Here is a 24819-nt window from a genome sequence, read left to right as displayed (position 1 = left end):
GTCACCGTGGATTCCACTCTCCTTTGAAGCGCGATTATCCTGATCGTCCTCTCCTTGGCGTGGGCGCAGTTATCGTTCGAAACGAACAAGTTCTCGTGGTTCGCCGCAGCCATCCTCCGTTACAGGGACAGTGGTCCGTTCCGGGCGGCCTCGTTGAAACCGGTGAAACTACAAGAGAAGCGCTCATTCGCGAGATCCGCGAAGAAACTAGTCTCATCGTCGAGCCACTGGATTTAGTCGAAGTCTTCGAACGCATCCTGCGCGACGGTGATTCGCGCGTGCAATATCACTTCGTCGTGATCGATTACTTATGCCGCATCGTATCGGGCGAGGCTTGTCCAGGCACGGACGTCAGCGAGATTCGCTGGGTGCCTCTTGAAAAACTACAGGAATTGGGGATCACACCAGAGACACGCGATGTGATTCACAAGGGTCTGAACGCGGCCAGAAACTCTAGCGCGTTCCAAACTCGTAGCTGATCCCGCAGCCTACACGCAGGAAGTCCGCAGCGTGATATCCACCGCCAATAGGCCGGAAGTAGTCGACCTGAAGTGCTCGTATCGCCAGCTGGTCGGTCAGGGGATAGTTCAATCCTCCGCCAGTAGCGATGGTGAAACTATTCCCGAAACCGCGTGAGTTGATACTCGTGTGCGAAAGTCCGAAGAGTCCGCGAACAAATGGTTGAAATCGGTAGATATGAAATCCGACCTGCGGTCCAGCAAGGAATGAAGTTAAGGAAACTCCGTGGCCGCGGTAGTTCCCGAATTCTCCCGTTCCGCGTACGGAAGGCAGGACCCCAGCGCTGATGGAGGCCGTAAATCCGTTGAGACTCACACCATTTCCGTAGCTTCCATCAGTAAGCATGTGAGCAAACGCGGCGGATGCCTCGTACGGATGGTATGAGATCCCTCCTCGCGCTGCGGGCGATTGGGCAAGACCAAAGCAGGAAAAAAAGATGAAGACCGCCAAGACGAGACTCCGCCTTCGAAGGCTCATGCTTGTCCTCCCCTCAGATTCAGAGTGGCGCCTCCTATGCGATGTCTCTGGATTAGCGAGTGATGTCTCAGCAACTCAGAAAACCAACTAGCCAAACAAAGCCTTTGCCAGCCTATGGAAGAACCCCTTTTTCTCGTTAGTTTGTACCTTTGCTTTCGACGCGGAGGGAGGCTGCGGAGTGATGGTTGGGGTCTCAGGCCAGGGTAAGCGCTCGATATGAACACGGGCGAGCGTCGCGGTCACGTCGCCGTCTGTGGCTGTGCTGGCGCCACGAAAAACCATTGGGGCATCGACCTGAACCTGGACTTGCGCTGCGGACTGCTGCGGGAGTGAGGCTGCCGCGCTGGCTGCGGCTGCCACGGCCGGTTCATTCTGGACGGCGGCAAGCGCAGCCGCCTTTTGTTGTGGCGTTGGCGCCGGACGAGTTTCCGGCGGAGGAGTTGCGATCGAAGGAGTAGCTACTTGAGAGGCAGGTGCCGAGGGAACGGGTGCCGCAGGAACTTCCGCCCGCGGCGCCACAGGCGCAACTTCAGCAGTCTTGACCGCTGGTGGAGCCGGACATCCACAGTTCGCCGTATCGTTTACCTCCGGCTTCTTCACATTCCCCGGATGAAAGATGGCTTGCTCATTGGGCTGTAGCCTATAGAAATCATCCCCCATCAGCTCGGAGATAACGACGTAAGAGTCTTCTCCGTGCGAGCGCACGCAGGCATCGCCGTTCGATTGAGCGGTGATAGAGACGTTCACTTTTGCCGGTCCCGAAATGAGAATGCGAAAATCCGGCGTCAGAATCGCATCGGCAGTAGGAGGCAGATCGTATTCTCCTTCAAACGATCCTGCACTCATGGCGAACATCAATTCCTGCCCCTTTGGCGAGCTGTTGACGGTGAGGTTTGTTCCAGGACAGATCCGCACCTGGCCGCCACGCGCCAGACGCACTGAGGCAGAATGCTGTCCCGCCGTGATCACCGATCCGTTATCGACTTCCAAGCCGGTCGAGGTATAGCGTACGCTGCCCTTAACCGTCGCGTCGGAGGCATAGACGTCGCCAATGCGCTGTGCTCCCGCGATGCTGGATATTAGGCAAGCCATTAAAACAAAGACCCCACGCCTTTGGCGTAGGGTCTTTGACATGGGAGGGTAGTGCAGCGCTGGAGGCAAAAATTTACGCGTCGGCTGTCTCCGGCACGAAATCATATTGCTCAATTATCGCAGCGATACCGGTCTGGTGCGGACGTGCCTCGTCGATGCGAACGACTCGTCCACGGCAGCGCACGCGGATGCTCTCCGTGAGTGTGATCTCCGGAGGCAACGTAAGGGTGAATTCCACCTTGGAACCATGAGACAGCTTGGAACCGGTATAAAAGAAAACGCCTTGGGCGCTTACGTCACGCGTTTCGGCCGGTACTTCGGTGATCTGTCCGTTCTCGCAGCGGATCGAGACCGGTAGCTTGAGTGCGAACCGACGGCTGGTTCTCTGCTCGGTCTTGGTGGCTGATGTTGCCATAAGAGTTAACCTCGCGCGGGGACTTTATGAGAATGACTCGGATACCGCCTGCCGTCAAGGCAATTCGGGGAACTTAGGACAGGTTTAGGGAGGGGCACGGATTCTATCCGTGCCGAAAAAAGTGTTGCCTCAACTTCTCGTGTATTCAGCGGCTTTTCAGCTGTGCTGAAGCCGCTGAATCTTTGAAAGGGCCATTTCCTGAACCGGCACGGATGGAATCCGTGCCCTCCCTAAGTCCATCAGCAGCCACTCAGGATGCCCTTCCCATGCGATCCCAAACTGCCCAGAACCTCTGCATTTCCACAGGTTTGCCAAAGGAAATGCGGACGAAGTTGTCCATACCAGGAAAGCGCCGGCCGATGAGAATCCCGTTCTGCTTGAAGTAATTCATGACCTGAGTTGCTGGTCGCCCTGCATCCATCATGGCGAAGTTTGCAAATGAGGGGATCGCTTTCAGACCGCGTTTCTCGGCTTGTGTAAAGAACTCCTGCCGATCGGCGGCGTTGCGTCGTACCGCCGCCTGCATTTCGGCCGTGTCCTGCAACCCGGCAACCCCACCTTGGGCGGCCATCATGTTTACGTTGTCCTGAGTCTGGAAAATACGCAGACGCTGCGCGTTCTCAATCGTCGTGACCCCATAGCCCAGGCGCATGCCTGCCATTCCGTAAATCTTGGAGAAGGTTCGGGCCACGATGACGCGCGGATTATCCGTTGGCTGATCAAGGAAGGAGGCGTACTCAGGCGACTCTATAGCGAAGTGATGATAGGCCTCGTCGATGAGGATATAACTGGTTGCGGGCAGATTGTTCATGAAAGCGTCGAGCCCCTTGCGAGGCGTCAGACTGGCAGTGGGATTGTTCGGATTGCAGATATAGATAAGTGACGGGGAGGAACCAGCCTTCGCCAGCATCGCTTCCAGATCGTGAGCGTAGCTGCTCGTGAGCGGAACTTTCTCAATTTCTGCTCCAGTCGCCGCCGCGTATTCACCTATAGCCTCGAATGTCGGAGTGGCAACGATCAATCTCTTCCCCGGTCCGAGAAAGGCCGCAGCCGCTACTCGCAGAATCTCAGTCGATCCGCAGCCGGTGACTACTTGCTGCGGCTTTATTTTGTGCAGGTCTGAGATCGTCCACACCAGCCCGTCATAGTCGAAATCGGGATAACGGTTTGCCCAACGGATCGCCTCCTGCATGGCAGCGACGGTCTTCGGTAGCGGACCATATGCGTTTTCGTTGCTGTTGAGCAGAATCGCATTGGCGCGCGATGCGCCCAGCGCGGTTTTGGCGCCGACGGCTTGTCCATAGCGAGAAGGCTCGAAAGCTGCAAGCGGAAACGGAGAAGAAAGCGCTGCTCCAGCCGCTGCGCCTACCCCAAGAGATTGCAGAAAGCTTCGTCGGGTGAGCATAAAAACCTCGTTCCAGCAAACGGCCTGCCTCGAAAATAGAGACGCATCCCGCCGCGGCGGGCGCCTCTAACATGCTGCGGGAGAATCCGCAAAAATGTGGCGCTCTTCACAGTATGGAGAAGACGTAGCATGCTACGTCTCTACCTCTTACTATGCAACTTGCTCTAGACTTCCTGCACAGCCTGAGTCAGGCTCGTCAGAGACGACTTTGCGTCGCCGTAGAGCATGCCCGTAACAGGCTTGAAGAAGAGGGGATTCTCCAATCCCGAAAAGCCTTTGCCATTACCGCGCTTGAGCACCACTACCGATTTCGCGCGGTCAACTTCGATGATGGGCATTCCCGCGATGGGACTCTTGGGATTATCGCGAGCATCGGGATTGACCACGTCATTAGCGCCAATGACTACAGCGACGTCGGTCTGTGAGAGATCAGGATTGATCTGATCCATTTCATAGAGGAGTGAGTAAGGCACGTTTGCTTCCGCTAGCAGCACGTTCATGTGTCCCGGCATTCGGCCTGCCACCGGGTGGATACCGAATTTCACGCCCACGCCCCGCGCTTCCAGAAGATTTGCCAGTTGCCGCACAGCGTGCTGCGCTTGTGCGGTGGCCATGCCATATCCGGGAACGAAGACCACCTGCTTGGCGTAGGCAAGTTGCGTGGCGACATCTTCGAGCGAGACCTCTCGCATGCTTCCTGTCACTGCGCCTGCCGCGGTTTCAGAGACAGCTCCGAAAGCACCAAAGAGGACGTTCTTCATTGAGCGATTCATTGCCCGGCACATGAGCACGGAAAGGATGAATCCGGAGAATCCATCCAGCGTTCCAGCGATGATGAGAACATTGTTGCCGAGAACGAATCCCGTGGCGGCTGCAGCAAGTCCGGCGTAGGAGTTCAGTAGCGACATCACCACCGGCATGTCAGCGGCGCCGATCGGAATTACGAGCAAGACGCCGAAGCAGAAGGCCAGCGTCATCATGATGTAAAAAGCTGCCGCCGCGCTCGCGTCGTAAATCAGGAAGACAAAGCATCCGACCATCACGGCGAGCAAGGTCATGTTGAAAATGTTTTGACCTTTGAACGTGATCGGAGTGCCTTTCACGGCTCCATACAATTTTCCGAAGGCGATCAAGCTGCCGGTGAAGGTGAGGCAGCCAAGCATGATTTCGAAGCCGAGTGCTCCAACTTTCAGTGGGCCGAGACTGGCACCATGATTCGCATACTCCGCGATGCCCACAAGTGCAGCGGCCAACGCACCGAATGCGTGCGAGAGCGCAGTTCGCTCGGGCATAGCGGTCATCGGCATCCAGATGGACATGATTGCGCCAATCGAGCCGCCGATAAGTAGTCCAATCCATATCCACTCTCGCGTGACGATTTCGGGATGGAACAACGTCCCGATAATTGCCGCAGCCATTCCCGCTGCGGCAAGCAGCATGCCTCGCCGGGCAGAATCCGGATGCGTGAGTCCCTTCAGTCCAAAGACAAACAGGATGGAAGCTCCGAGGTAACAGAACTCGATGTAGATATTCACTTCGAGTTCCCCTTCTTTCCGGCAGGCTTCACGGGCGGCTCGCGCTTGAACATCTTCAACATGCGGTCCGTAATCATGAATCCGCCAATTACGTTAATCGAGGCGGAAATCACGGCGATGAAGCCAAGCCACGTCGCGACCGGGCTCTCATTGGCATGCCCGCGTCCGGCGACGACGATCGCGCCAACTACCGAAATTGCCGAGAGCGCGTTGGTTGCCGACATTAGCGGAGTGTGCAGCAGGGGAGGGACTCGCGAAATAATCTGGTAACCCAGAAACGCAGCCAGGACAAATACGTACAGTGAGGCCATCAGAACTCGCGGATCAAAAACCAATTGCTCCATTCATTTCCTCCGACTATCTGGTTACGGGTTCGCCCAAGAGAGCGGCCACACGGGCATTCACTACCTGCCCTTGGTGAGTGACGCAAGAAGGGCCCACGACATCGTCGTGCATGTCAATCGTCAATTGACCATCTTTGCTGAGCAACTGAAGAAACGAAGTCATGTTACGGGAAAAAAGCTGACTGGCATGGTAGGGAACCGTTGCCGCCAGATTCAGTGGCGCAAAAATCGTGACGCCGTTGGCAGTCGTTGCCACTTCGTCGGGACGGCTCAACGAGACGTTTCCTCCAGTAGATGCGGCAAGATCGACGATGACCGATCCTCGCTTCATGGCGAGCACCGCCTGGTCGTCCATCATGAGTGGAGCATGTTTGCCCGGGACCGCCGCGGTCGTGACTATCACGTCGGCGTTGCGAGCTTGCTTTGCAATCAAATCGCGCCCGCGCTTAAGGGCTTCTGGAGTGAGTTCACGCGCGTATCCTCCCGCGTCTTCTGTCGCGATGCCGCCTAGATCGACTTCAAGGAAGGTCGCACCAAGCGACTTCACCTGCTCGCCCGCGGCAGCGCGCACGTCGTAGGCTTCCACAACTGCGCCGAGCCTTTTCGCCGTTGCAATCGCTTGCAGACCAGCGACTCCCGCGCCTAACACCAGCACTTTTGCTGGAGCGACAGTTCCCGCCGCCGTCATCAGCATGGGAAACATGCGCGGAAGACTCGAGGCCGCCATCAAGACAGCCTTGTAACCGACAACCGTTGCCATCGATGAGAGTGCGTCCATTGCCTGGGCGCGCGTGATGCGCGGTATCAATTCAACGGCAAATGTAGTGAGCTTGAGTCCGACAGCAGGCTCGAGAGCTCCGGGCTCATCCAAGGGACGAAGGAACCCAAGCACGACCGATCCCGGACGCATCGCCGCCATATAAGACGGTGCTGGACGCTGCACACAGACCAAGACCTCGGCAGCCGGAAGCAATTGTGTGCGATCAGACGTAACCCGGGCGCCTGCAGCTTCGTAATCCGCGTCGTTCACGCCCGCAGCTTCGCCCGCGCCAGCCTCTACCCACATTTCGTTGTTGGCGGCAGTCAGCTTCTTGATAGATTCAGGAACCAATGCTACCCGAGCCTCGCCGGGCAGGGTTTCGCGTAAGACGGCAACTCGCATCAGTCAGTTCACCTGTTCGACAGTGTAGCGAAAAACATCAAGATTGCTAACTAGGAAGGAGGAAACCACATTCGTAAGTTCAAGAGCACGATGGAGGCAATAAACTCAAGAAGTGTCATCCTCGAGCCGCGTCAACCATGGTCTTTGTCAAAGAATTGGTGTTGCGGCGCGGGGGATCTGCTGTTTTCGCCGGCGACCATTGGATTTTCAGTGTTGCAGACAAAATCGGGAAATCATACGCGGCGAAGTCGCCGCTTTACTGTGCTGGCTTCAGCACGGCTGTATTGCGCTCGTCTCCGGCAATGATTCGATAAAACTTCTTCAATTCTTCTGCTTTGCTCACAGGTACGCTCAGTTCTTTTACTTCGAAGGTACGCGTGTATCCGATCACGTTGCCTTTCACTTCGGTTTTGGAATGGTAGCTGGCGAAGCTGAAGTCGGCATCAACCGGAGGAGGCAGTTCATCAACTGCGTATCCGGGAGGCAAAGTGATTTCGAAGTTGTCTGTGTCTTGCACCGGCCCGTCGAACTCAATGGGGAAGCGGCGAGGATCTTTGGTTTCGAGTATTCCCCGGGTTTTGCTTCCGAAGACGCGCGGTCTTAACAGGAGCAAGTTGCCGGCATTCTTAGCATAGTTATCGGCCTCGAATGCGTAGTTGAAGCCAAAGGGCTGGTCGCTCATATTGAGGTTCACAATCGACGCCTTCGTAATCCGGAAGTTCGAGAGCGAGCCGGAAAGGAGGTTCTCAATCGGCTTCAACCGATCGGCGTTGTTGGAAACTGTACGCAGAGCATGCCGCTGCGACCACGCTCGGTCGCCCACCCGCACTTCCTCAACCGTCCCTTGCAGCTTGCCAGTTGTATCCAGCGTGAGTTTTGCTGTTCGCTGGATGCTGTTCAGCGACGCGGGCTGCTTCGGCAGCTCGACAAGTTCTCCACCGTCAGGTGTGACCAGCAAGCCGTAATTCGCTTGCAGGTAGCCGCCGATTTGGCCAAGAGGAGTCAGCTCGTTCGTGGGATCGAAGAAGAGCAGCCTTCCCAATTTAGGATGTTGCAATGTCGAAACGAGCGTTGGGCTGCTTACTCCATCTGGCAGCTTGATCGCAAGAATCGCATGGTCAAAACCATTGTGCGCAGGCGTGTCCGCCGTAATCGATCCCCGCTCCGTATTGATGATGACGTAATAAGACTCCACGCCCATCGCGCTGAGCATCGAGCTCATCAGCGTGGCTTTGTCTTTGCAGTCGCCGTAACGATGCGAGAAGACGTCGGTTGCAGGATGAGGCTGCCAGCCGCCAATGCCAAGCTCGATTGCGACGTAACGAATCTCATGTTGCACGAATCTGGCGATGGCCTTCATCTTGTCGAGCTGATTGGGAGCTTGTGTGGTTAACGTCGTGACTTGCTGCTTGATCGCATCGGACGCATCGCGACGTCCGGCGGTTAAGTTTGCGTACCAGGTCCCCATCTGTTGCCAGGTCGAAAAGCCGTTCATTCCGGCGCCGCCTGGCGGATAAAACGAGACGATCATCTGTCCCACGAGCCCCGCCATGGGCGGCATGTCGTCTTCCTTGCGAACTCCCTTTATGTCGGTGAGCACCCACTGCCATTGATTTGATCCGGACTGCGTTGGCTTCACCTCTGGATAGTTCAGCCATGACACCTTGTATTCCCAGCTGCTGGGCAACTGCAGCGAGTAGTGGATTTCCCGAACTGGATTCTCCTCCTGAAAATCCCAACTCTTTTGCAATAGCAGGGGATGTTCCTCAACTTCGTACTCGTATCCGACAATATTTCCCGGATCGGCAGCCGGTATATGGAGCACTCTCGCCTTTACATCTGCAACCAGCTCGCTGCCTTCAACCTTCGGCGGCGATACCTCCATCGCGTCCTTATCTTTCACTTCGTAGTCTTTGCCCTGTGCCGGAATGGACCAGCCGTGCAGGCTTGTCACCTTGCGGTTGGAATTCAGGAAGACGACGACGGTGCCGTATTCGCGACCGCCGGGACGCAGGATTTTGTACGCCCTACGAACAGTAATCTTGATCTTGTCACTCGAGATGACGTTGACATTCGTCTCACCGTAGAGCAACGCTGCGTCGGTCTTCTCGTCGTGTGCAGGCAATGGCGCGTTTACCTGCGCATGCATCCACGAAGGGGCGTCTCCTGACGCAGCGAGCTGCGGCACAAACGTGAGAACGCTGGCTACGACCCAAAATAGAACTGCTGTAGTACTGCGCTTAGTTGCTTGCACTGGCGCCCACCGGCTGTAAGACAACTTGCTCTTCATCTCCTGACCTCACGACCTGAAAGAAATTGCGCAGTGCCGGATAGTACTTCGGCTCCAACAACAACAAGTCAACCTTCAATTTCCGATTCAGATGAATTGTGTTTTTGTCGTTCGCAGCTTTCAGTGAGTAGAGAACAACCTTGGCATCCTGAGTCTTGGCAGGAGGAAGGCTGCTCACCTGCCAGCCAATTGGAAGCATGATGCTTACATCGTCGATTTTTTCAAACGGATACTCGAAGTAGATCGGATGCACTCGCTGCGCGTGTTCAAACACGCGCTTCTCCGACGCGGTAAAGATACCGACGGGAAGCATCGCTCTCCGTCCTGCTCCGGAAACCCATCCGGGAATCCTTACCTTGTATTCCGCAACCAAGGGTGTGGAAGAACTGCCCCAGTCTGGCTTATTGGTCAAATCGATTTCACTCGCGGCAGGAACGTACTCCTTGGCCTCGTCTTCGAGAAATTTTTGCTTCTCCGACTCATCTTCATTCCGTTTTTCTACACGCCTCTGCATGGCTTCGAGGCCTACAAAGGTGATAGTGAGCTTGCCTTCCAGATCGCCGGTTTCTGACAAATTCAAAGCAGCATTCCGCTCAATGCGTGACTCTGAGCTTTCGGGCAAAGTTGTATGAACCCAGGTACCGCCATCCTTGTCGAGACGCAATCCCTGAACGCCAGTCTCTGACCAGGCCAGCATTCCGAAGGGTGTGAACGCCGCTCCCGGATCGAAGTACATCTCTTTGCCGTTAAGCTTCACCAGCACGACGTTTGCGTCCAGCTTGTATGCATCCATCACAATGGGATTGAAAAAGTAGTTACGGCGATCCGACGCCATCACGCCGTACGATTCAAAGCCAGCTGCACGTGTGAGAGCCAGAAATAGCCAGGTCAGCTGTACTCCATCGCCGTAACCCCGCTTCCAAACCTCCTCGACGTTGGCCGCTTCTTTTTCTTTCTCGCGCTTTTGCTGCTGCTCAGTCTTGCGAACCTCGTAAGAAGTGTTCCGAAGTTGCTGCACTTTGGCATAGATCTTCTGCAGTTTCACTTCGGAAGAATCGTTTGGCGAAACAATCTCGGCTACCGCCTGCTGCATTGCTTTGGGCTTACCAATAAAGCTCTCTACGGAACCATTCAGCTTCTTGCCTTTTTTCTTCCAGAACTCCTTGGCATCCTTCTCCGGAAGCTCGTCGCTGTAAGTGAAGTCCACCCGCGACTTCAACTCATTCTCGGGAGGCATGAAGTCTTCGGTGTGAAACGCAGGGATATTGTGCGCCTGCATGCGAACCACGTGATCCGGGCCTTCCTTCGGAGGCTCGGTTCCAGGCGGCAATCCTTGCCAACTCCAGCGGATGTTGATCGGGTAATAGCTGCTCGTGTACGGTTTCAGCGAGAAGCTGGCGTCTTTCGTGAACAGCTCGTGACTCAGAATCCAATGCGAGTCGAAGATCTTGTACTCGGCGAGATCAACCGTAAAGTAGTACTCGATAATGCTGCCAACCTGGACGTTAGGGAGTGTGAAGGTCTTCGCCATGTATTTCACTCCCTTGGCCTTCACAATGTACTTTTCGAATGCCTTGCCATCGTAGTTTGTTATCGACCCGTCTGGCTCGATGGTTCGCGCGCTGATATGCACCACATCATTTCCAATGCTCTTGGAGAAGGGAATCTCTACGTCGGCGTACTTTCGGCCTTCTTCGGTAAGAATCTTGATCCTGATGTAGTCCACTTCGTGAGGAGTGTGCCCACGATCGTCGCGATCTACTTGGCGCCACAAGATGATGGCCGGAGCTCCCGGAGCTTGCGGTTCGCTGGTCATCTTGAGCTCTTCCTGCGAAATAGGACGCCAGTCATCGAACGCAAAACTGCGGCAAGAGAGCGCCAACACAACGACGAGGACAAATCTAACCGGCAAGAGTCGACGAATTGGTACGAAATTCATTCCAGGAACCTCAGGAAATACTGGGAAAAGCAGCCCCATAGGGCTGGGCCAAATAGGAAAGTTATACCGCGAAAATCCGCGTACTCACAAGAGGGGTTCGGCCTAACGTAATGGGAGGAACCGCCCTAACCCTTAGTTTCCAAAGTGGGAAATTAGATGATACTTGTTGCTCAGAGATTGGCCTTAACCTTGATTAAGGACTGCCTACACCTGTCAAGCACCTAGCTTCAGGAGCTAATTTCCGCAGGCGGTTGCACGATCAAGAAGCAGCTTGCGCTCACGGGCATTGCGCGTAAGGGTGGCAGCGCGCTCAAACTCTATCCGCGCCTCGTTGAGGCGGCCGAGCTTCTTCAGCAAATCCCCCCTGACGCTGGGCAACAAGTGATAACTCTTCAGCGAAGGTTCTGAGGTGAGCTTGTCGACCAGTTCCAGCCCCGCGGCCGGACCGGAGGCGAACGAGAGCGCAACCGCGCGGTTCAGTTCCACAACTGGAGACGATGTCAGTTCAGCCAGTCGAGCGTAAAGCGTCGCAATGCGTGACCAGTCAGTCTCGTTGCTCCTCCCGGCACGTGCATGGCATGCTGCGATGGAGGCTTGAAGGACGTACGGTCCGGCGCCGCCGAGCTTCTCGGCTCGCTCGAGAGCTGCGAATCCTCGGTGGATGAGGAGCTGATCCCAGCGGCTGCGGTCCTGATCCAGCAGCAGAATCGGCTCCCCTGACGGACCAACTCGTGCACGTGAGCGCGATGCCTGGATTTCCATCAGAGCAACCAAGCCATGCACCTCTGGCTCGTTTGGAGCGAGTTCCGCCAGGATTCGGCCGAGGCGCAGCGCATCATCGCAGAGAGCGGGACGCATCCAATCGTCGCCCGCCGTGGCCGAATAGCCCTCGTTGAAGATGAGGTAAATGACTTCGAGTACCGACGAGAGCCGCGAAGCGAGCTCTGCTCCGCGAGGGACCTCAAAAGGGATGTGAGCCTCGGATAGCGTTCGCTTGGCGCGAACGATGCGCTGTGCAACCGTCGCTTCCGGCACCAGGAACGCGCGCGCAATTTCATCAGTCGTAAGACCGCCAAGCAGGCGGAGCGTGAGCGCTGTTCGCGCTTCTGTGGAGAGAATCGGATGGCAGGAGATAAACATCAGCCGCATCAGATCGTCGCCGACGTTGTCGTCGATTGCGGCATTCAGATCCGGTACAGCCATCTCCTGCGCCTCAAGCTCACGACCCAGCTCTTCGTGCTTGCGTTCCAGCAGTTTGTTCCTGCGGAAGAAGTCGATGGCTCGGTGCTTCGCTGCAGCCATGAGCCAGGCCCCGGGATTCTCTGGAATTCCGGATTTGGGCCAGCTCTCGAGCGCTGAGATCAGAGCATCCTGGGCAAGGTCTTCGGCAATTCCGACGTCGCGCACGATTCGCGTGAGTCCCGCGATCAGTCGAGCTGACTCGATCTTCCAGACCGCGTCGATGGCGCGATGGGTGTCCGTAACAGTCACAGCTACTCATCACACCATCTTCGGCACCGAAGGCGCAAGCCAGAGAGCTGTTCAGGGAGGCACGGATTCCGTCCCGGCCCTCCCTAAATCGGTCTGGCTCAATTAGCTCGCTAGAGCAGGTTCCTTTTTGTTATCCGCCGCGTCAGTCGCCAACCCTGGGCAGCCCTGGCCTGGTTCAAAGATCTGGCGAATCTCGCATTCGCCTTCACCGGCCACCTGGAGGAAATCCTTCGTCAACTTGATCGCCTCTTCCTTCGAACTCGCATTCAGGATCGCGAAGCCGGCGACGACCTCCTTCGCTTCCGTGAAGGGCCCGTCGGTAACGCTAAATTTGTTCTGTGAAAGCCTGACGCGCGCGCCTAATGTGGTCGGCAAGCACCCTTCAGTTGCGACCAGAAAACCGCTCTTGAAGCCGTCCTCAACCAGCTTTCCCATTCGGGCCATCTCTTCGGGGGATGGAGGCGAGGTTCTCTCAACAGTTTTATAAATCGATAGAAATCGCGGCATGGTGACATCTCCTTCAATTCGATTTTGAGTTTGAGCTGGATCTCCGAGCGCTCTCCCCGGTTCTTCCTGCCCTCACTTACACGGCGAACGCCCACGTTGAAAATCGACAGTTCACATAATTTGTTTTGACTAGTGGTGCCGGCCCCCGGGCGGTACGAGGCTGATAGCTCTTTGGCGCTTAGCGATTGCGATACTCCGTCGTTGTATGGCATTCCGCTAATTTCTTATCTCACCACAGCGTGTGGACATCGTCAGCCTTGTACCGGCCGAGAGCGGCCGGAACCACGTAAGGTTAACCGCCCGCAATGGCGCCGATCACCAGAAGGGGCTCCTTGCCCGAGACAACCGCATCCGGCAGGGGAGCGTCCGGCGACTGATGCGACAAATCCTGTTCGCATGCGAAGAAGCGCAAGAACGCCCGGCGCTGCAGCGTGACGTGATCGCGGATAGTGCCACGCAGCATCGGATACTTCGCTTCGAGTGCGTCGAGTACGGAGCGCAACGTCACCGGGGGCTGGACTTCGAGCTGCACCTCTCGGCCTGTTTTCGCCAACGTGCGCAGATGCTGGGGGAGTTCGACTCGGATCTTCACGACAGCGTCTGCACTTCCACTGAGTACACGGCGGGAAGATCCCGCACAATCGGAGCCCAGGTGTCTCCCGCGTCGGCCGATGCGTACACCTGTCCACCTGTCGTCCCGAAATAAATGCCGCACTTATCAAGCGAATCGACGGCCATGGCATCACGCAGCACGTTCACGTAGCAGTCTTTTTGCGGCAGGCCTTTGGTGAGCGGCTCCCACTCATTTCCGCCGCTGCGACTACGATAGACACGCAACTTGCCTTCCGGCACGAAGTGTTCCGCATCGCTCTTGATGGGCACAACATAGATCGTGTCGGGTTCGTGTGCGTGAATGTCGATTACGAAGCCAAAGTCAGTGGGGATGTTCCCGCTCACTTCTTTCCAGGAATCGCCGGCATCGTCGCTGCGCATGATGTCCCAGTGCTTCTGCATAAAGAGCACGTTTGGACGCTTCGGGTTCATGGCCATGTGGTGAACGCAGTGCCCAATTTCCGCTTTCGGATCGGGAATGTACTGGGAATGGAGTCCCTGGTTGGTCGGTTTCCACGTCTTGCCGCCATCATCCGTGCGAAACGCTCCGGCCGCAGAGATCGCGATAAATATCCGTTTGGGATTGCTGGGATCAAGAATGATCGTGTGCAGACACATTCCGCCTGCCCCCGGCTGCCATTTTGGTCCTGTGCCATGGCCGCGCAGGCCGGGCAGCTCGTGCCATGAACTTCCTCCGTCGGTCGAGCGGAAGATGGCAGCATCTTCAACGCCGGCATAGACCGTGTCCGAATCAGTAAGCGAAGGCTCAAGGTGCCAAACGCGCTTGAACTCCCAGGCATGCTGAGTCCCGTCGTACCACTGGTGCGTCGTAAGAGGTTTGCCCGTCTCGGCCGAGGTGTCATACGCGAACTTGTTGCTCACCTTCGGCCTGCCGCCCTCAGCGGTAAGCCCGCCGCCCGGAGACTCCCACGTCTTGCCACCATCATTCGATCGCTGAATCACCTGTCCAAACCACCCGCTCGTCTGCGAAGCGTAAATGCGATTCGGATCCGCAGGCGACCCCTTCAGGTGATACATCTCCCAACCGGAGAAGTGCGGACCGCTTACCTCCCACTTTTCCCGTTTTCCATCTGCCGTCAGAACGAACGCACCTTTGCGCGTACCAACCAAAACCCGCACCTTACTCATTCTTCGCTCCTTATGAAGTTAGGTCGTTGCCCAGTCCACTGATACGACGGACGAGCACGAATGTTCACGACATTACTGTGAAATTTCTGTAAGTACTACAAGTGCTAGGAGAGGACACCGGCTTCAGCCGTGCCGATAAAGAAAAACGGCAATTCGTATGGATTTAGCCACGAGGTACTGTCATCTCTTGGAAGGCACCTCAGTGGCTAAAGCCGGAGGCCCTGATTTGTTCTACACGGCACGGCTGAAGCGATGCCCTTCCCCAACGCTTGCCGCTTCTAAGCTTCCTCGTACGCCCGCTGCAAACCCTGGATATCGATCTTCTGCATCTGCAACATGGCGTTCATCACTCGCTTCGATTTGGCGACATCTTTTTCCTGCAAGAACTTACTCAAGGCATCGGGAATGATTTGCCACGATACTCCGAATTTATCCTTGAGCCACCCACAACGTTCTTTCGTTCCCCCAACAGAAAGTTTTTCCCAATAGTCATCGACTTCCTGCTGCGTTTCGCACTTCACAAAGAACGATATGGCCGGAGAGAATTTGAAAGTGGGACCGCCGTTCAGAGCCATAAATTCCTGTCCGTTCAGTTCAAAGGTGACCGACATCACGGTTCCTTTTGGAACAGGACCAGCATCTCCCCAGCGGGACATGTTCACGATCCTCGAGTTCTTGAAGATAGAGAGATAAAAATTAACTGCTTCCTCGGCGTTGTTATCGAACCAAAGAAATGGGGTGATCTTCTGCATTGCATTATTCCTTTCACTCAATGGCGTAGAGGAATGAGCGCTCGCACGCGGTCCTCTCGAAAGTAAAGCCCTCCCCAGATAAACAGACCCTATACACAGGAAGAGGACGTGGCTAAACAATGGGTCCCCCACGCGCAGGTGAGTTGCTACTGCGCCTCCCAGATAACCGGTCAGCAGGATCGCTCCCAGCACCGCCGTCCTCGGGATGACATACACGACAACGCAGGCCAGCAGGAGCAGTCCGATGTTCATGGCGAGCGTCGGAGGATATCCGACCTTGTTGAACGCATCTACTACCGAGGCCGGAGTAGGCTTCAGAAGCTTGAAGATGCTATCAAAAAGGAGAAACAGGACAGCAAGTCCGCTGAAAACGCGCCCAGTCGACAGCATCTCCTTCGATACTGAAGAAATTTGAGTCGCTGATTGCATTTCTTCTCCACCTCGCCTGTATTCAATCCAGGAATTTTGAAGGGATACTGCTACTTCTGCTTTCCCACGAAATCCTTCTCCATCTCGCGAAAGCGTTCCACCGCATCACTGGGTTGGAAATCATCCAGCTCATATAACTGCCGAACCTCGATCTCTCCCTCGGCATCTTCACCGAAAGGAGCAGGGAAGCGCTTCACCCACTGTTGAGCTTCTTCTCGAGACTTCGCCTGGATCAATGTATATCCCGCGACCAGCTCTTTCGACTCGGTAAACGGGCCGTCAATCACCGTCCGCTTGGCGCGCGAATAGCGAACGCGCCAGCCTTTTGACGTCGGCTGCAGCCCAGATGCATCCAGCAGCACGCCAGCTCTTGCCAGCTCCTCGTGGTACGTTGCCATAGCCGCAATCAGCCGGTCCTTGGGCAATCTGCCGGATTCTGTCTCTTTGTTGCCTTTTACCATGATGAGGAATCGCATGTCTTTCTCCTGAGGCTCTAATCTCTTCTTCAGGATCTCTATCTCTTGTTCGTGTTCGCAGCTATCCGCTGGCGAATGCGATCCTCTTGTGCCCTCAGCTCCGGCGTGAACTCCTTACCGAAATCATCTGCCTCGAAGATCGGGCGGATCTCAATTTCACTTTCCCCTTCCATCGGATTGGGGCAGCGCTTCACCCATTCAATGGCTTCCTCAAGCGACTTCACCTTCCACAGCCAGAATCCCGCGATCAGCTCCTTAGTTTCGCTAAAAGGTCCGTCGATCACCCTGCGCTTCGTCCCGGAAAATTGCACGCGAGCGCCCTTCGAGCTCGGATGCAAACCCTCGCCGGCCAACATGATTCCAGCTTTCACCAGCTCCTCGTTAAACTTTCCCATTTCAGTGAGCAATTTCTCGCTCGGTAACTTGCCAGCCTCCGAATCTTTGCTGGCCTTAACGATCACGATGACTCTCATTGCTATTTTCTCCTGATGAAGAATCTTGCCTTCACTCAGACGGCGTATGGGAAAGGCGGTAATCGACAAGTCCAATCTCTTTTTTTGGAGAAATATTTTGCTGCGCGACTGGGTGTGTCAGCTTGGGGAGAGCCGGGTTGAGCGACTAAGGATTGAATTGCGAATATTCCCTGAGCCTGTAACTCGCCAGCCAAGGCTGCCCGATTTCGATAACCTTCTCAATCTCGAACCTGAGCAGGCGCTGGGCTCCCGGAAATGCGCCGCGATCGGAGTCCCAGTCGATCGTTGCCGAGCCAGAAAGCTGCAGAGTGCGTCCCTGTGCAAAATCGGGAAAGACCAAGCCGACGCGCGGGCTTACTTCGATATTGCCCAGCGTGTTGAACATCCTATTGCCGCTGTAATCCGGGATGGTAAGACGGGAATCTCCGTCGACTCTTACAAAACCAGGTCTGCCTCCGCGATGGGAGGCGTCTGCTCCGCGCTCAGGATGAGCGCTCGCAATGAAGAGCGTGTCGGCATGCGCGATCCATTCGCGCTGCACTGGGGTTAATTGAGTGCCGCGCGAAATCAGGCTCGATGCCCTGTTAGTCTGTCGCGCTTCTTCCGCCACTCGCAATTGGATGTACTGCTGGCAATTACCGTAGACCTGACGAGCTTGAACCCGCAAGCCGTCGTGGGGCAAGACCTCCGCCTCACCATTAATACGAACGCGCCGGCGAGTAGCTAGATCAATGATCACCATGCCGAGATTGGGATTCTGCTTCAGATTTGGCAAGAGCGGATCTCCGTCCAGGTCGGCAGCACCCGTCTCCAACGTGAGCCGATCCAACACGCGCAGAAAGCCCGGTTCTGCGAGTCGCAGCGATGCCCAGGTCCTGCGGTCGGAATCAATGCTGGCAAACACAACCAGACGTCGCTCGCTAAGAAAACCGACAAGTCCGTCGGGGATTTGCGAATGAATCCCGCGCCGAGACACTTCTCCAACCCCGGCACGCAGTTGAACAGCGAGTTCGCCCTCGTGCCAGACTGAATCCTCAGGTGATGTTCTCATCGCTCGCTGAAACCCAGAGACTGTCATGCCTCAAACCGCCTCTCAGCCGCCGATGGGACAACAAGGCTGCTGCGGCCTGGAGGCATCTGCGTTTTCTTTGAAAACGCGAAACAGCAGATCCCACGCGCCACTCAACCAAATGTCTCAAACCATAAAGAGACCATGCAGCGCAAAGAAAAAGTCTCGCGGTGGACTGCATTTGTCAGATTGCGGAGCTTCTTCCAAAGTTTCAGCAAATTAAGCCACTCACGGTGTCATCGATGAGGATGGGACAAAAGAACAGAACGGACGGATAATGCGAATGAGCTCCGTACCTTCGCCGCTTTTTTCACACCGGATCGATTTCGCCGTTCACGATCATGGCTTCGGCGATCTTGCGAGCCTGGCGGAAGGTATTGATTTGCGGATCTCCGTCAGGGAGAGCATTTATCAGCTTCTCCAGCTCCTCGTCGAAGAGGCGGGTGATCAGTTCCGGCGTGTGCTTTACGGGCTTGCCATTGTCGTCGGTCAATGGGACCTTGTCGCGATGTGTCACGCGCTGCGCGATCATTAGGCGATAGATGCGGTCCGTGGCCAAGTCTTCCATGTAGCCGTCGAGCAGGCTGGCACCCTTGCCGTTCAGCACTCCATTTCGATAGCGAATTACAGTGCGCACAGCCGCGCGCGTGCCACTAATTGTGCGCTTGCCTACGCGAGTCGGTTTTGGGCGCAGGTCGGGATAGCGTTCGCCGACTGGCCTGTGCGTCTTGATCTGATTCGGAAATGGGAATTGATCTACGGCGATTTGGTTTTGATCCGGGTGCCCCGTCCAGGCGCCGTCGAAGCCACGGTCGGATTCATTCTTCTTATCTTTTTCCAGAACTGCCAATGCGCGAGCGTTCAGCTCAGGATTTGTACGATCAGGATACAGTGCGGTCATACCGCCAATGGCAAACGTGCCACGACCATGGCAGATCGAGACCAGCAGATCGCGCAGGTTTTGGAAGAATGCGATGTCGTGCGGGATCGTGTTGCGGTCGGGAAGTACCCACTCCGGATCGTTGAGATTGAAGTGGATCAGCGAGGCCATGTAATCCCAACGCCCGAGGTTTAAGCCGAGCATGTGATCCCGCAGGTTGTAGAGAAACTCCTCCATCTGGAATGCCTGGGGATGCGACTCGACCAGTGCCATGCATTTGATGTAGCCGTGCTGCCACCCGCGCAGCTTCTCGATCTCATTGAACAAATCATTCCACCATAGGGCTTCCTCGGCTGATTCTGATTTGGGAATGTAGAACGACAGCGGATGCTTCAACTTGCCGGGATCTACGTCAAACGCCATGCGGCACACATCGTAGAGCGAAGCCGAGGCCAGATCGTCACCTTTGATTCCCGGCAGGCGCTGAGAAAGATGCAGTCCTCGCGCACGAGTGAAGATCACCGTCTTGCTCTCGTTAATTCCAATTTGCTTATTCCGCTTCTTGTCGAAATAAGTCAGTTCGCCGCGCAGGGCCGCATGAATGTTATTGATGCCAAGCTCGAGATGGTCCCAGAAGTTCGCCATCGAATCTTCCAGGTCGAGCATCACGCCGGGAGCGCCGGAGTTGAGCATTTTGACGACTAACTCGGCGTCATCTGCCGGGCCAGTCATCTGGTTGCGTTGGTCCTGGCACCATTCTGGTAATGTGATGCTCCACTTCGCCTGCGTTGCCTCCGATGGAGGAAGATGGTTCGGCATCTTCCCTGCATGAGCATCGGCCAGTACGCGTTTGCGTTTGCCAACGAGCTCGCGCTGTCTTGGCGTGAAACGCTCATGCAAACGAAGAAAGAATTCAAGAAATCCGCTCGGGAGTGTACGCTTTGGATCGAAGTTCTGAGGCGCGGAGTTGATGTCAAAACCGTGCAGTTGGTCCATGCTGGTGAAACTGTAACAGGCGTGAGTCAGTCGCGCATCCTTTGCAGCGAGCACCATGCTGGGTTGGCATAACATGCTGCATCGAGGAGACGCAGCATGCTGTGTCTCTACCTGACTCATGAACACTGCCTATCTCTCCCTCGGCTCCAATATCAGCGATCGAGTGGCCAACATTCGCGAATGTATTGTCCTCCTCGGCTCGGCTGGACGCGTGAGTAAGGTCTCTTCCTTCTATGAAACCGAGCCCATGGAATTGCGGGAGCAGCCGTGGTTCATAAACTGTGTTGTGGAGCTCGAAACCTCACTCAGCCCGGAGGAACTCTTAGCCAACATCCGGCGGATTGAAGCTGACCTCGGGCGCACACGCGAAGTTCTCAAAGGGCCTCGCACAATTGATATCGACATCCTTCTTCTCGGCTCGACAGTTGTTGAAACGAAGGATTTGCAGCTGCCGCATCCCGCGATGCACAATCGAAGGTTTGTCCTGGAACCACTTGCGGAGATTGCGCCAGAGGTACGACATCCTATTTTGGGGCGTACAGCATGGGAGCTGCTGCAAAACTTACATCCACAAAATGGAATCGTCCGGCGTCTTGCGGCTAAGTAATTTTCTTGCTCCCAAGACGAGCACGCAGCTCTGGATTTGGGTAGAATCTCTGGGTGCGCCGAATTATGCCAGTGTTCCTGTTCGGGGTCATGACCTTCGTCGTTCCTGCAACCGCGAGCGTTCCCACCAGGCAGTATTCGGCTCCTGCCTCTGAACTGAAATCGCAGCTCGATTCGCAGACAGTTTCATTTGAGGATTTCAGGCGTCAACTTTCGATGCCGATGCTTGATCCGCGTCCGTTCTCTAATGAATTTTATTTGCGCGAGTTCGCGGCCGAGCCAGCGGAGTTCCGGCACCCACACTCTAAGTTTAGTTCGTTGAGTAATGCGGCTTCGGGGCTTTCGAAGAGAGTGGCAAGTTTGCGCCGCGCTCTGGCCCGCATGATGCCGTAGGTGCCTGGCTCACCGGTACAGATGCAACATGCTGCGTCTCCACCTGCGGCAAACTTTATCCTCCGCCCTACTGTGCTCTTTGCCGCATCATCAAGACGGCATCCGCCTATCCTCAAACTGAGTTCGCGGCCTTTTACTGCAAATTTATTTCGCTGTAACCATTCTGTAACACCTCCCTCGGAATATGAAGTTAAGTACCCATAGAAGGAGCAAATCGCCAATGAGAGGTCTTAAGCGGACCCTTACAATTGCAGCGCTGCTGGTCGGTTCTGCGGCAGCCCAAACGACTTTGAACGGAGCAGGCGCTACATTTCCATATCCGATTTATTCCAAGTGGTTTAGCGAGTACCACAAGCAGCACCCTGAGGTTGAGATCAACTATCAGTCGATTGGCAGCGGCGGCGGCATTCGCCAAATCATCGCTGGAACCGTTGATTTCGGCGCCAGTGACGTGGGCATGACTGATGAGCAGATGAAGCAGGCGAAGTCGCCTATTCAGCTCATTCCAACGGTAATGGGTTCGGTAGTACCGGCTTACAACGTTCCCGGAGTTAAAGAAGATCTGAAGTTCACCCCTGAGGTTCTGGCTAACATCTTCCTTGGCAAGATCACGAGCTGGAACGATCCAGCGATTCAAAAAATCAATCCCGATCTGAAACTCCCCAACCAGAACATTAACGTGGTTCATCGCTCTGACGGTAGCGGCACCACAGGCGTGTTCACCGATTATTTGTCCAAGGTCAGCCCCGAATGGAAGAACAGTGTTGGCAGTGGGACATCAGTAAAGTGGCCAGTGGGAATTGGCGGCAAAGGCAACGAAGGTGTTGCCGGAACGATTCGCGCGGTTGATGGCGCCATCGGATATGTCGAGTTGATCTACGCCTTACAGAGCAAGATCCCGTACGGCTCGGTAAAGAATGCGGCCGGCGCATTCGTGAAGGCCGATCTGCAGAACACCAGCGCGGCCTCGAACGGCGTAAAAATCCCCAACGACTACCGCGTTTCTATCACCAATTCCCCCAAGAAGGACGCATACCCAATTTCAACTTTCACCTGGTTGCTAATTCCGACCAAACCATCCGATGCAAATAAAGCGAAAATCATCAAGGACTTTCTCAGCTGGATGATCGACGATGGCCAGAAGATGGTGGAATCGCTGAACTATGCTCCCCTTCCGCCGGAGCTCCAGGGCCGCGTAAAAAATACCATTCAAAACCTGCAGTAAACTCCTCCCCTGTACTTCCTTGAAAGAGGCGCAGCATCCTGCGCCTCTTTGCATATCGAGTCCTGAAGCTCGTTTCCAAGCGATCAGAGTTTAGCAGGCTGCTGGTTGTCTAACGCTTTTCCCGATCCTGATAAACATGGTCCGCCGTAAGACTCTCGCCGCAATTGCCGCAGAAAGCGTCAGTGATGCGTACCGTGCGCTGGCATTGTGGGCAGGTCGGCGCCAATTGAAAGCGGCACTGCGGGCAGGCATTCGTATTCTTAAAGATACCCTTTGGAGTTCTTTGGCAGCATACCGGCCGAGGCGCCGGAACCACGCAAGCCAGGCTACGCCACGTTTTCGATCGCCATGGCAATCCCCATCCCGCCGCTCACGCACAATGTCGCGATCCCGAGATTGGCCTTCCGCTTGAGCACCTCGTGCAGCAACGTGACCGTAATTCGCGTGCCGGTGCAGCCAATGGGATGGCCCAACGCAATCGACCCACCATTCACATTGAGCTTTTCGTAATCAAAATGCAGCTGGCGATCGCAGGCCAGGACTTGTGCTGCGAAAGCCTCGTTCAGCTCGATCAAGTCGACATTGGAAACCTTGATGCCGTACTTTTCTTCTAGCTTCTTCAACGCAGGCACTGGACCGATACCCATGCGCTTGGGATCGACTCCCGCCGTGGTCGCGCCAACAATTCTCGCGAGCGGCTTCAGCTTGTGTTTGTTCGTGAACTCCTCGCTTGCCAATACCACTGCGGCCGCTCCATCTGTGATCCCAGAGGCATTCCCTGCTGTCACAGTTCCCTCTCCGGAAAAGACTGGTTTTAACTTTGCCATGTTTTCGAGAGATGCCGCGGGCAACGGATGCTCATCGCGTGCGAATACCTGCTTACCTTTTTTGCTTTCGATCGCGACCGGAACGATCTCCGCGTCAAAGCGTCCACTCTGGATGGCGCGTTCAGCACGCTGCTGAGAACAGAGCGCATACCGGTCCTGCTCTTCTCTGGAGATCTGGAATTCCCGCGCCAAGACTTCAGCCGTTTCCCCCATCACCATCTGCGCCATGGGGCAGAAAAAGCCGTCGCGATACATGCCATCGACCAGCTCCTGATTCCCCAGACGGTATCCCCAACGCGCACCGTCAAGGTAATAAGGTAGCCTGGACATCGACTCCGTACCTCCGGCCAGCACACATTCCAGACTTCCGTTTGCGATCTCCTGAAACCCCAACGCGATCGCCTTTAGTCCCGAGGCGCATGCCTGATTCACCGTATAGGCCGGTACAGTTTCGGGAACGCCGCTGCGGATGGATATCTGGCGCGCGACGTTAGGCCCTCCACCAGCTTGTCGTGCGTTGCCAATGATGGTTTCTTCAACCCGTTCGGATGAGACTCCGGCGCGCTCCAGCGCAGCCTTGGCCGCGATGACTCCCATATCGGCAGCAGTCATGTGGGCAAGCGAGCCGCCAAACTTGGCGATAGGCGTGCGCACGGCAGAGAGAATAAAGACGTCAGACAAAAAAGCTCCTTACTGTGAGAACAGTCCTTTCTCAATCGTAGCAGTTGGTGTGCCTTTGCTTACGTGGTTCCGGCCGCCTCGGCCCGTAGAAGGCTGAAGCACCCAAGCCGTATGTCTAAAGCCCATGCTCTCTCAAAATGAGGTTGTGAGATTTAGCGTTTCGTTCTACTCCGATGAATGGACATCCCAACCAGCGTACCGGCCGAGGCGGCCGGAAGCACGTAGGCAGCGCAGGGGCGTCGCAGGGTGCGTCGCAGAATCTGAACATCCTGGGCTTGTACACTGTCTGCGATGGATGCTCTCTACGGAATCCATGCGGTGGAAGAGGCGTTGCGCGCACGCAGCCGCTCGCTGGATCACGTGGAAGTCGCTCGAGAGCGGCACGATCAGCGGCTGCAGGCATTGATCGATCTGGCGCGCCAAGAGGGCGTTTCGTTGCGCTTTGTTCCTCGTGAACAGCTTGACCGCCTTGCGCGAACCAAGTCGCACCAGGGAGTCGTTGCCGTCGTAACCGGCAAAAATTATTCCGAACTCGATGAAATTCTTGCTCATAAAAACGGAAAGCACATTTTTGTCGTCGTGCTCGACGGTGTGGAGGATCCGCACAACCTTGGGGCGCTTATCCGCACCGCTGATGGCGCCGGAGTCGACGGAGTCGTGATTCCCGAGCGTCGAGCTGCGGCGGTTAACGCGACAGTTGCGAAGGCATCGGCGGGCGCTTCTGAGCACGTGAACATCGCCCGCGTCGTCAACCTGGCGCGAGCGCTCGAAGAGATGAAGGAACGCAACATCTGGATTGTCGGTCTGGATGAGCGCGGTGATCGCAGCTACGACCAACTCGACTACCGGATGGATTGCGCGATGGTACTGGGAGCCGAAGGTCACGGCTTACACGATTTGGTTCGCAAGAAATGCGACTACCTCGTCTCGATTCCCATGGCGGGAAAGGTTCCATCATTGAACGTGTCGGTCGCAGGGGCAATCGTGATGTATGAAGTCGCGCGCCAGAGGCGCGCGCTGGATACGGTATCAGTCGACCGTCCAGCCAAACAGCGTAAGGGCCTCGGCTCGTGAG

At 55.7% G+C, this 24819-nt stretch carries 24 protein-coding genes and 1 pseudogene; 5 read left to right on the top strand and 20 right to left on the bottom strand.

Annotation, left to right across the window (positions count from 1 at the left end):
- The first annotated feature begins 23 nt into the window (after nt 1-23).
- Nucleotides 24-479, top strand: coding sequence for an NUDIX hydrolase (locus DMG62_14310; protein ID PYY22266.1), 456 nt, complete (start codon nt 24-26; stop codon nt 477-479).
- Here DMG62_14310 and DMG62_14305 read toward each other — a convergent pair.
- The 19 genes and pseudogenes from DMG62_14305 to DMG62_14215 form a co-directional block, all read right to left on the bottom strand.
- Nucleotides 454-969, bottom strand: a complete 516-nt coding sequence (locus tag DMG62_14305) for a hypothetical protein (GenBank protein ID PYY22265.1) — start codon at nt 967-969, stop codon at nt 454-456. The genes DMG62_14310 and DMG62_14305 overlap by 26 nt on opposite strands.
- A gap of 114 nt (nt 970-1083) precedes the next feature.
- On the bottom strand, nt 1084-2088 hold the full coding sequence (locus tag DMG62_14300; protein PYY22264.1) for a hypothetical protein: 1005 nt from the start codon (nt 2086-2088) through the stop codon (nt 1084-1086).
- 73 nt (nt 2089-2161) lie between these two features.
- The gene (locus DMG62_14295; protein ID PYY22263.1) at nt 2162-2503 is read right to left on the bottom strand and encodes a PilZ domain-containing protein; all 342 of its coding nucleotides are present in this window, start codon (nt 2501-2503) and stop codon (nt 2162-2164) included.
- Between the two features lie 250 nt (nt 2504-2753).
- Complete coding sequence (locus DMG62_14290; protein ID PYY22303.1) at nt 2754-3908, bottom strand: hypothetical protein; 1155 nt, start codon at nt 3906-3908, stop codon at nt 2754-2756.
- Nucleotides 3909-4072: 164 nt separating this feature from the next.
- Nucleotides 4073-5443 carry an NAD synthetase gene (locus DMG62_14285; protein PYY22262.1) on the bottom strand — a complete coding sequence of 457 codons (1371 nt, stop codon included), beginning with the start codon at nt 5441-5443 and terminating at the stop codon, nt 4073-4075.
- On the bottom strand, nt 5440-5787 hold the full coding sequence (locus tag DMG62_14280) for a pyridine nucleotide transhydrogenase (GenBank protein PYY22261.1): 348 nt from the start codon (nt 5785-5787) through the stop codon (nt 5440-5442). The genes DMG62_14285 and DMG62_14280 overlap by 4 nt, the downstream gene beginning before the upstream one ends.
- A gap of 13 nt (nt 5788-5800) precedes the next feature.
- Nucleotides 5801-6949, bottom strand: a complete 1149-nt coding sequence (locus DMG62_14275; protein ID PYY22260.1) for an NAD(P)(+) transhydrogenase (Re/Si-specific) subunit alpha — start codon at nt 6947-6949, stop codon at nt 5801-5803.
- Between the two features lie 256 nt (nt 6950-7205).
- Nucleotides 7206-9239 carry a hypothetical protein gene (locus DMG62_14270; protein ID PYY22259.1) on the bottom strand — a complete coding sequence of 678 codons (2034 nt, stop codon included), beginning with the start codon at nt 9237-9239 and terminating at the stop codon, nt 7206-7208.
- Nucleotides 9190-11217: a hypothetical protein gene (locus tag DMG62_14265; protein PYY22258.1), complete on the bottom strand. Its 2028-nt coding sequence runs from the start codon at nt 11215-11217 to the stop codon at nt 9190-9192. The genes DMG62_14270 and DMG62_14265 overlap by 50 nt, the downstream gene beginning before the upstream one ends.
- A 195-nt stretch (nt 11218-11412) precedes the next feature.
- Entirely contained in the window at nt 11413-12669 is a 1257-nt protein-coding gene (locus DMG62_14260; protein PYY22257.1) for an RNA polymerase subunit sigma-24, read from the bottom strand.
- A gap of 102 nt (nt 12670-12771) precedes the next feature.
- Nucleotides 12772-13176 (bottom strand): hypothetical protein, encoded by a 405-nt coding sequence (locus DMG62_14255; GenBank protein PYY22256.1) that lies wholly within the window; start codon nt 13174-13176, stop codon nt 12772-12774.
- Between the two features lie 292 nt (nt 13177-13468).
- The gene (locus DMG62_14250; protein PYY22302.1) at nt 13469-13762 is read right to left on the bottom strand and encodes a hypothetical protein; all 294 of its coding nucleotides are present in this window, start codon (nt 13760-13762) and stop codon (nt 13469-13471) included.
- Nucleotides 13763-13764: 2 nt separating this feature from the next.
- Nucleotides 13765-14937: a hypothetical protein gene (locus DMG62_14245; protein ID PYY22255.1), complete on the bottom strand. Its 1173-nt coding sequence runs from the start codon at nt 14935-14937 to the stop codon at nt 13765-13767.
- A gap of 278 nt (nt 14938-15215) precedes the next feature.
- Entirely contained in the window at nt 15216-15689 is a 474-nt protein-coding gene (locus tag DMG62_14240; GenBank protein ID PYY22254.1) for a hypothetical protein, read from the bottom strand.
- Between the two features lie 17 nt (nt 15690-15706).
- A pseudogene (locus DMG62_14235) lies at nt 15707-16076 on the bottom strand (hypothetical protein).
- 92 nt (nt 16077-16168) lie between these two features.
- Nucleotides 16169-16594: a hypothetical protein gene (locus DMG62_14230; GenBank protein ID PYY22253.1), complete on the bottom strand. Its 426-nt coding sequence runs from the start codon at nt 16592-16594 to the stop codon at nt 16169-16171.
- 38 nt (nt 16595-16632) lie between these two features.
- Nucleotides 16633-17067 carry a dehydrogenase gene (locus DMG62_14225; GenBank protein PYY22252.1) on the bottom strand — a complete coding sequence of 145 codons (435 nt, stop codon included), beginning with the start codon at nt 17065-17067 and terminating at the stop codon, nt 16633-16635.
- Between the two features lie 145 nt (nt 17068-17212).
- Nucleotides 17213-18145 carry a pyridoxamine 5-phosphate oxidase gene (locus tag DMG62_14220; GenBank protein PYY22251.1) on the bottom strand — a complete coding sequence of 311 codons (933 nt, stop codon included), beginning with the start codon at nt 18143-18145 and terminating at the stop codon, nt 17213-17215.
- Between the two features lie 301 nt (nt 18146-18446).
- Entirely contained in the window at nt 18447-20132 is a 1686-nt protein-coding gene (locus DMG62_14215; GenBank protein PYY22250.1) for a hypothetical protein, read from the bottom strand.
- Here DMG62_14215 and folK point away from each other — a divergent pair.
- The 3 genes from folK to pstS all read left to right on the top strand — a co-directional run bounded on the left by folK (nt 20131) and on the right by pstS (nt 22236).
- Nucleotides 20131-20619, top strand: coding sequence for a 2-amino-4-hydroxy-6-hydroxymethyldihydropteridine diphosphokinase (gene folK, locus DMG62_14210; protein ID PYY22249.1), 489 nt, complete (start codon nt 20131-20133; stop codon nt 20617-20619). The genes DMG62_14215 and folK overlap by 2 nt on opposite strands.
- A gap of 65 nt (nt 20620-20684) precedes the next feature.
- The gene (locus DMG62_14205; protein PYY22248.1) at nt 20685-21011 is read left to right on the top strand and encodes a hypothetical protein; all 327 of its coding nucleotides are present in this window, start codon (nt 20685-20687) and stop codon (nt 21009-21011) included.
- A 220-nt stretch (nt 21012-21231) separates the two neighbouring features.
- Entirely contained in the window at nt 21232-22236 is a 1005-nt protein-coding gene (gene pstS / locus DMG62_14200) for a phosphate ABC transporter substrate-binding protein PstS (GenBank protein PYY22247.1), read from the top strand.
- A gap of 326 nt (nt 22237-22562) precedes the next feature.
- On the opposite strand, the gene DMG62_14195 is transcribed toward pstS, so the two are convergent.
- Nucleotides 22563-23744: an acetyl-CoA C-acyltransferase gene (locus DMG62_14195; protein PYY22246.1), complete on the bottom strand. Its 1182-nt coding sequence runs from the start codon at nt 23742-23744 to the stop codon at nt 22563-22565.
- Between the two features lie 291 nt (nt 23745-24035).
- Here DMG62_14195 and DMG62_14190 point away from each other — a divergent pair, with 291 nt between their 5' ends.
- On the top strand, nt 24036-24818 hold the full coding sequence (locus tag DMG62_14190) for a 23S rRNA (guanosine(2251)-2'-O)-methyltransferase RlmB (protein ID PYY22245.1): 783 nt from the start codon (nt 24036-24038) through the stop codon (nt 24816-24818).
- Nucleotide 24819: the final 1 nt, after the last annotated feature.

The sequence above is a fragment of the Acidobacteriota bacterium genome (genome assembly GCA_003225175.1).
Lineage (GTDB): Bacteria > Acidobacteriota > Terriglobia > Terriglobales > Acidobacteriaceae > Gp1-AA112.
The sequence above is the reverse complement of the archived record's forward strand: the minus strand, read 5'-3'. Positions and strand labels throughout refer to the sequence as shown.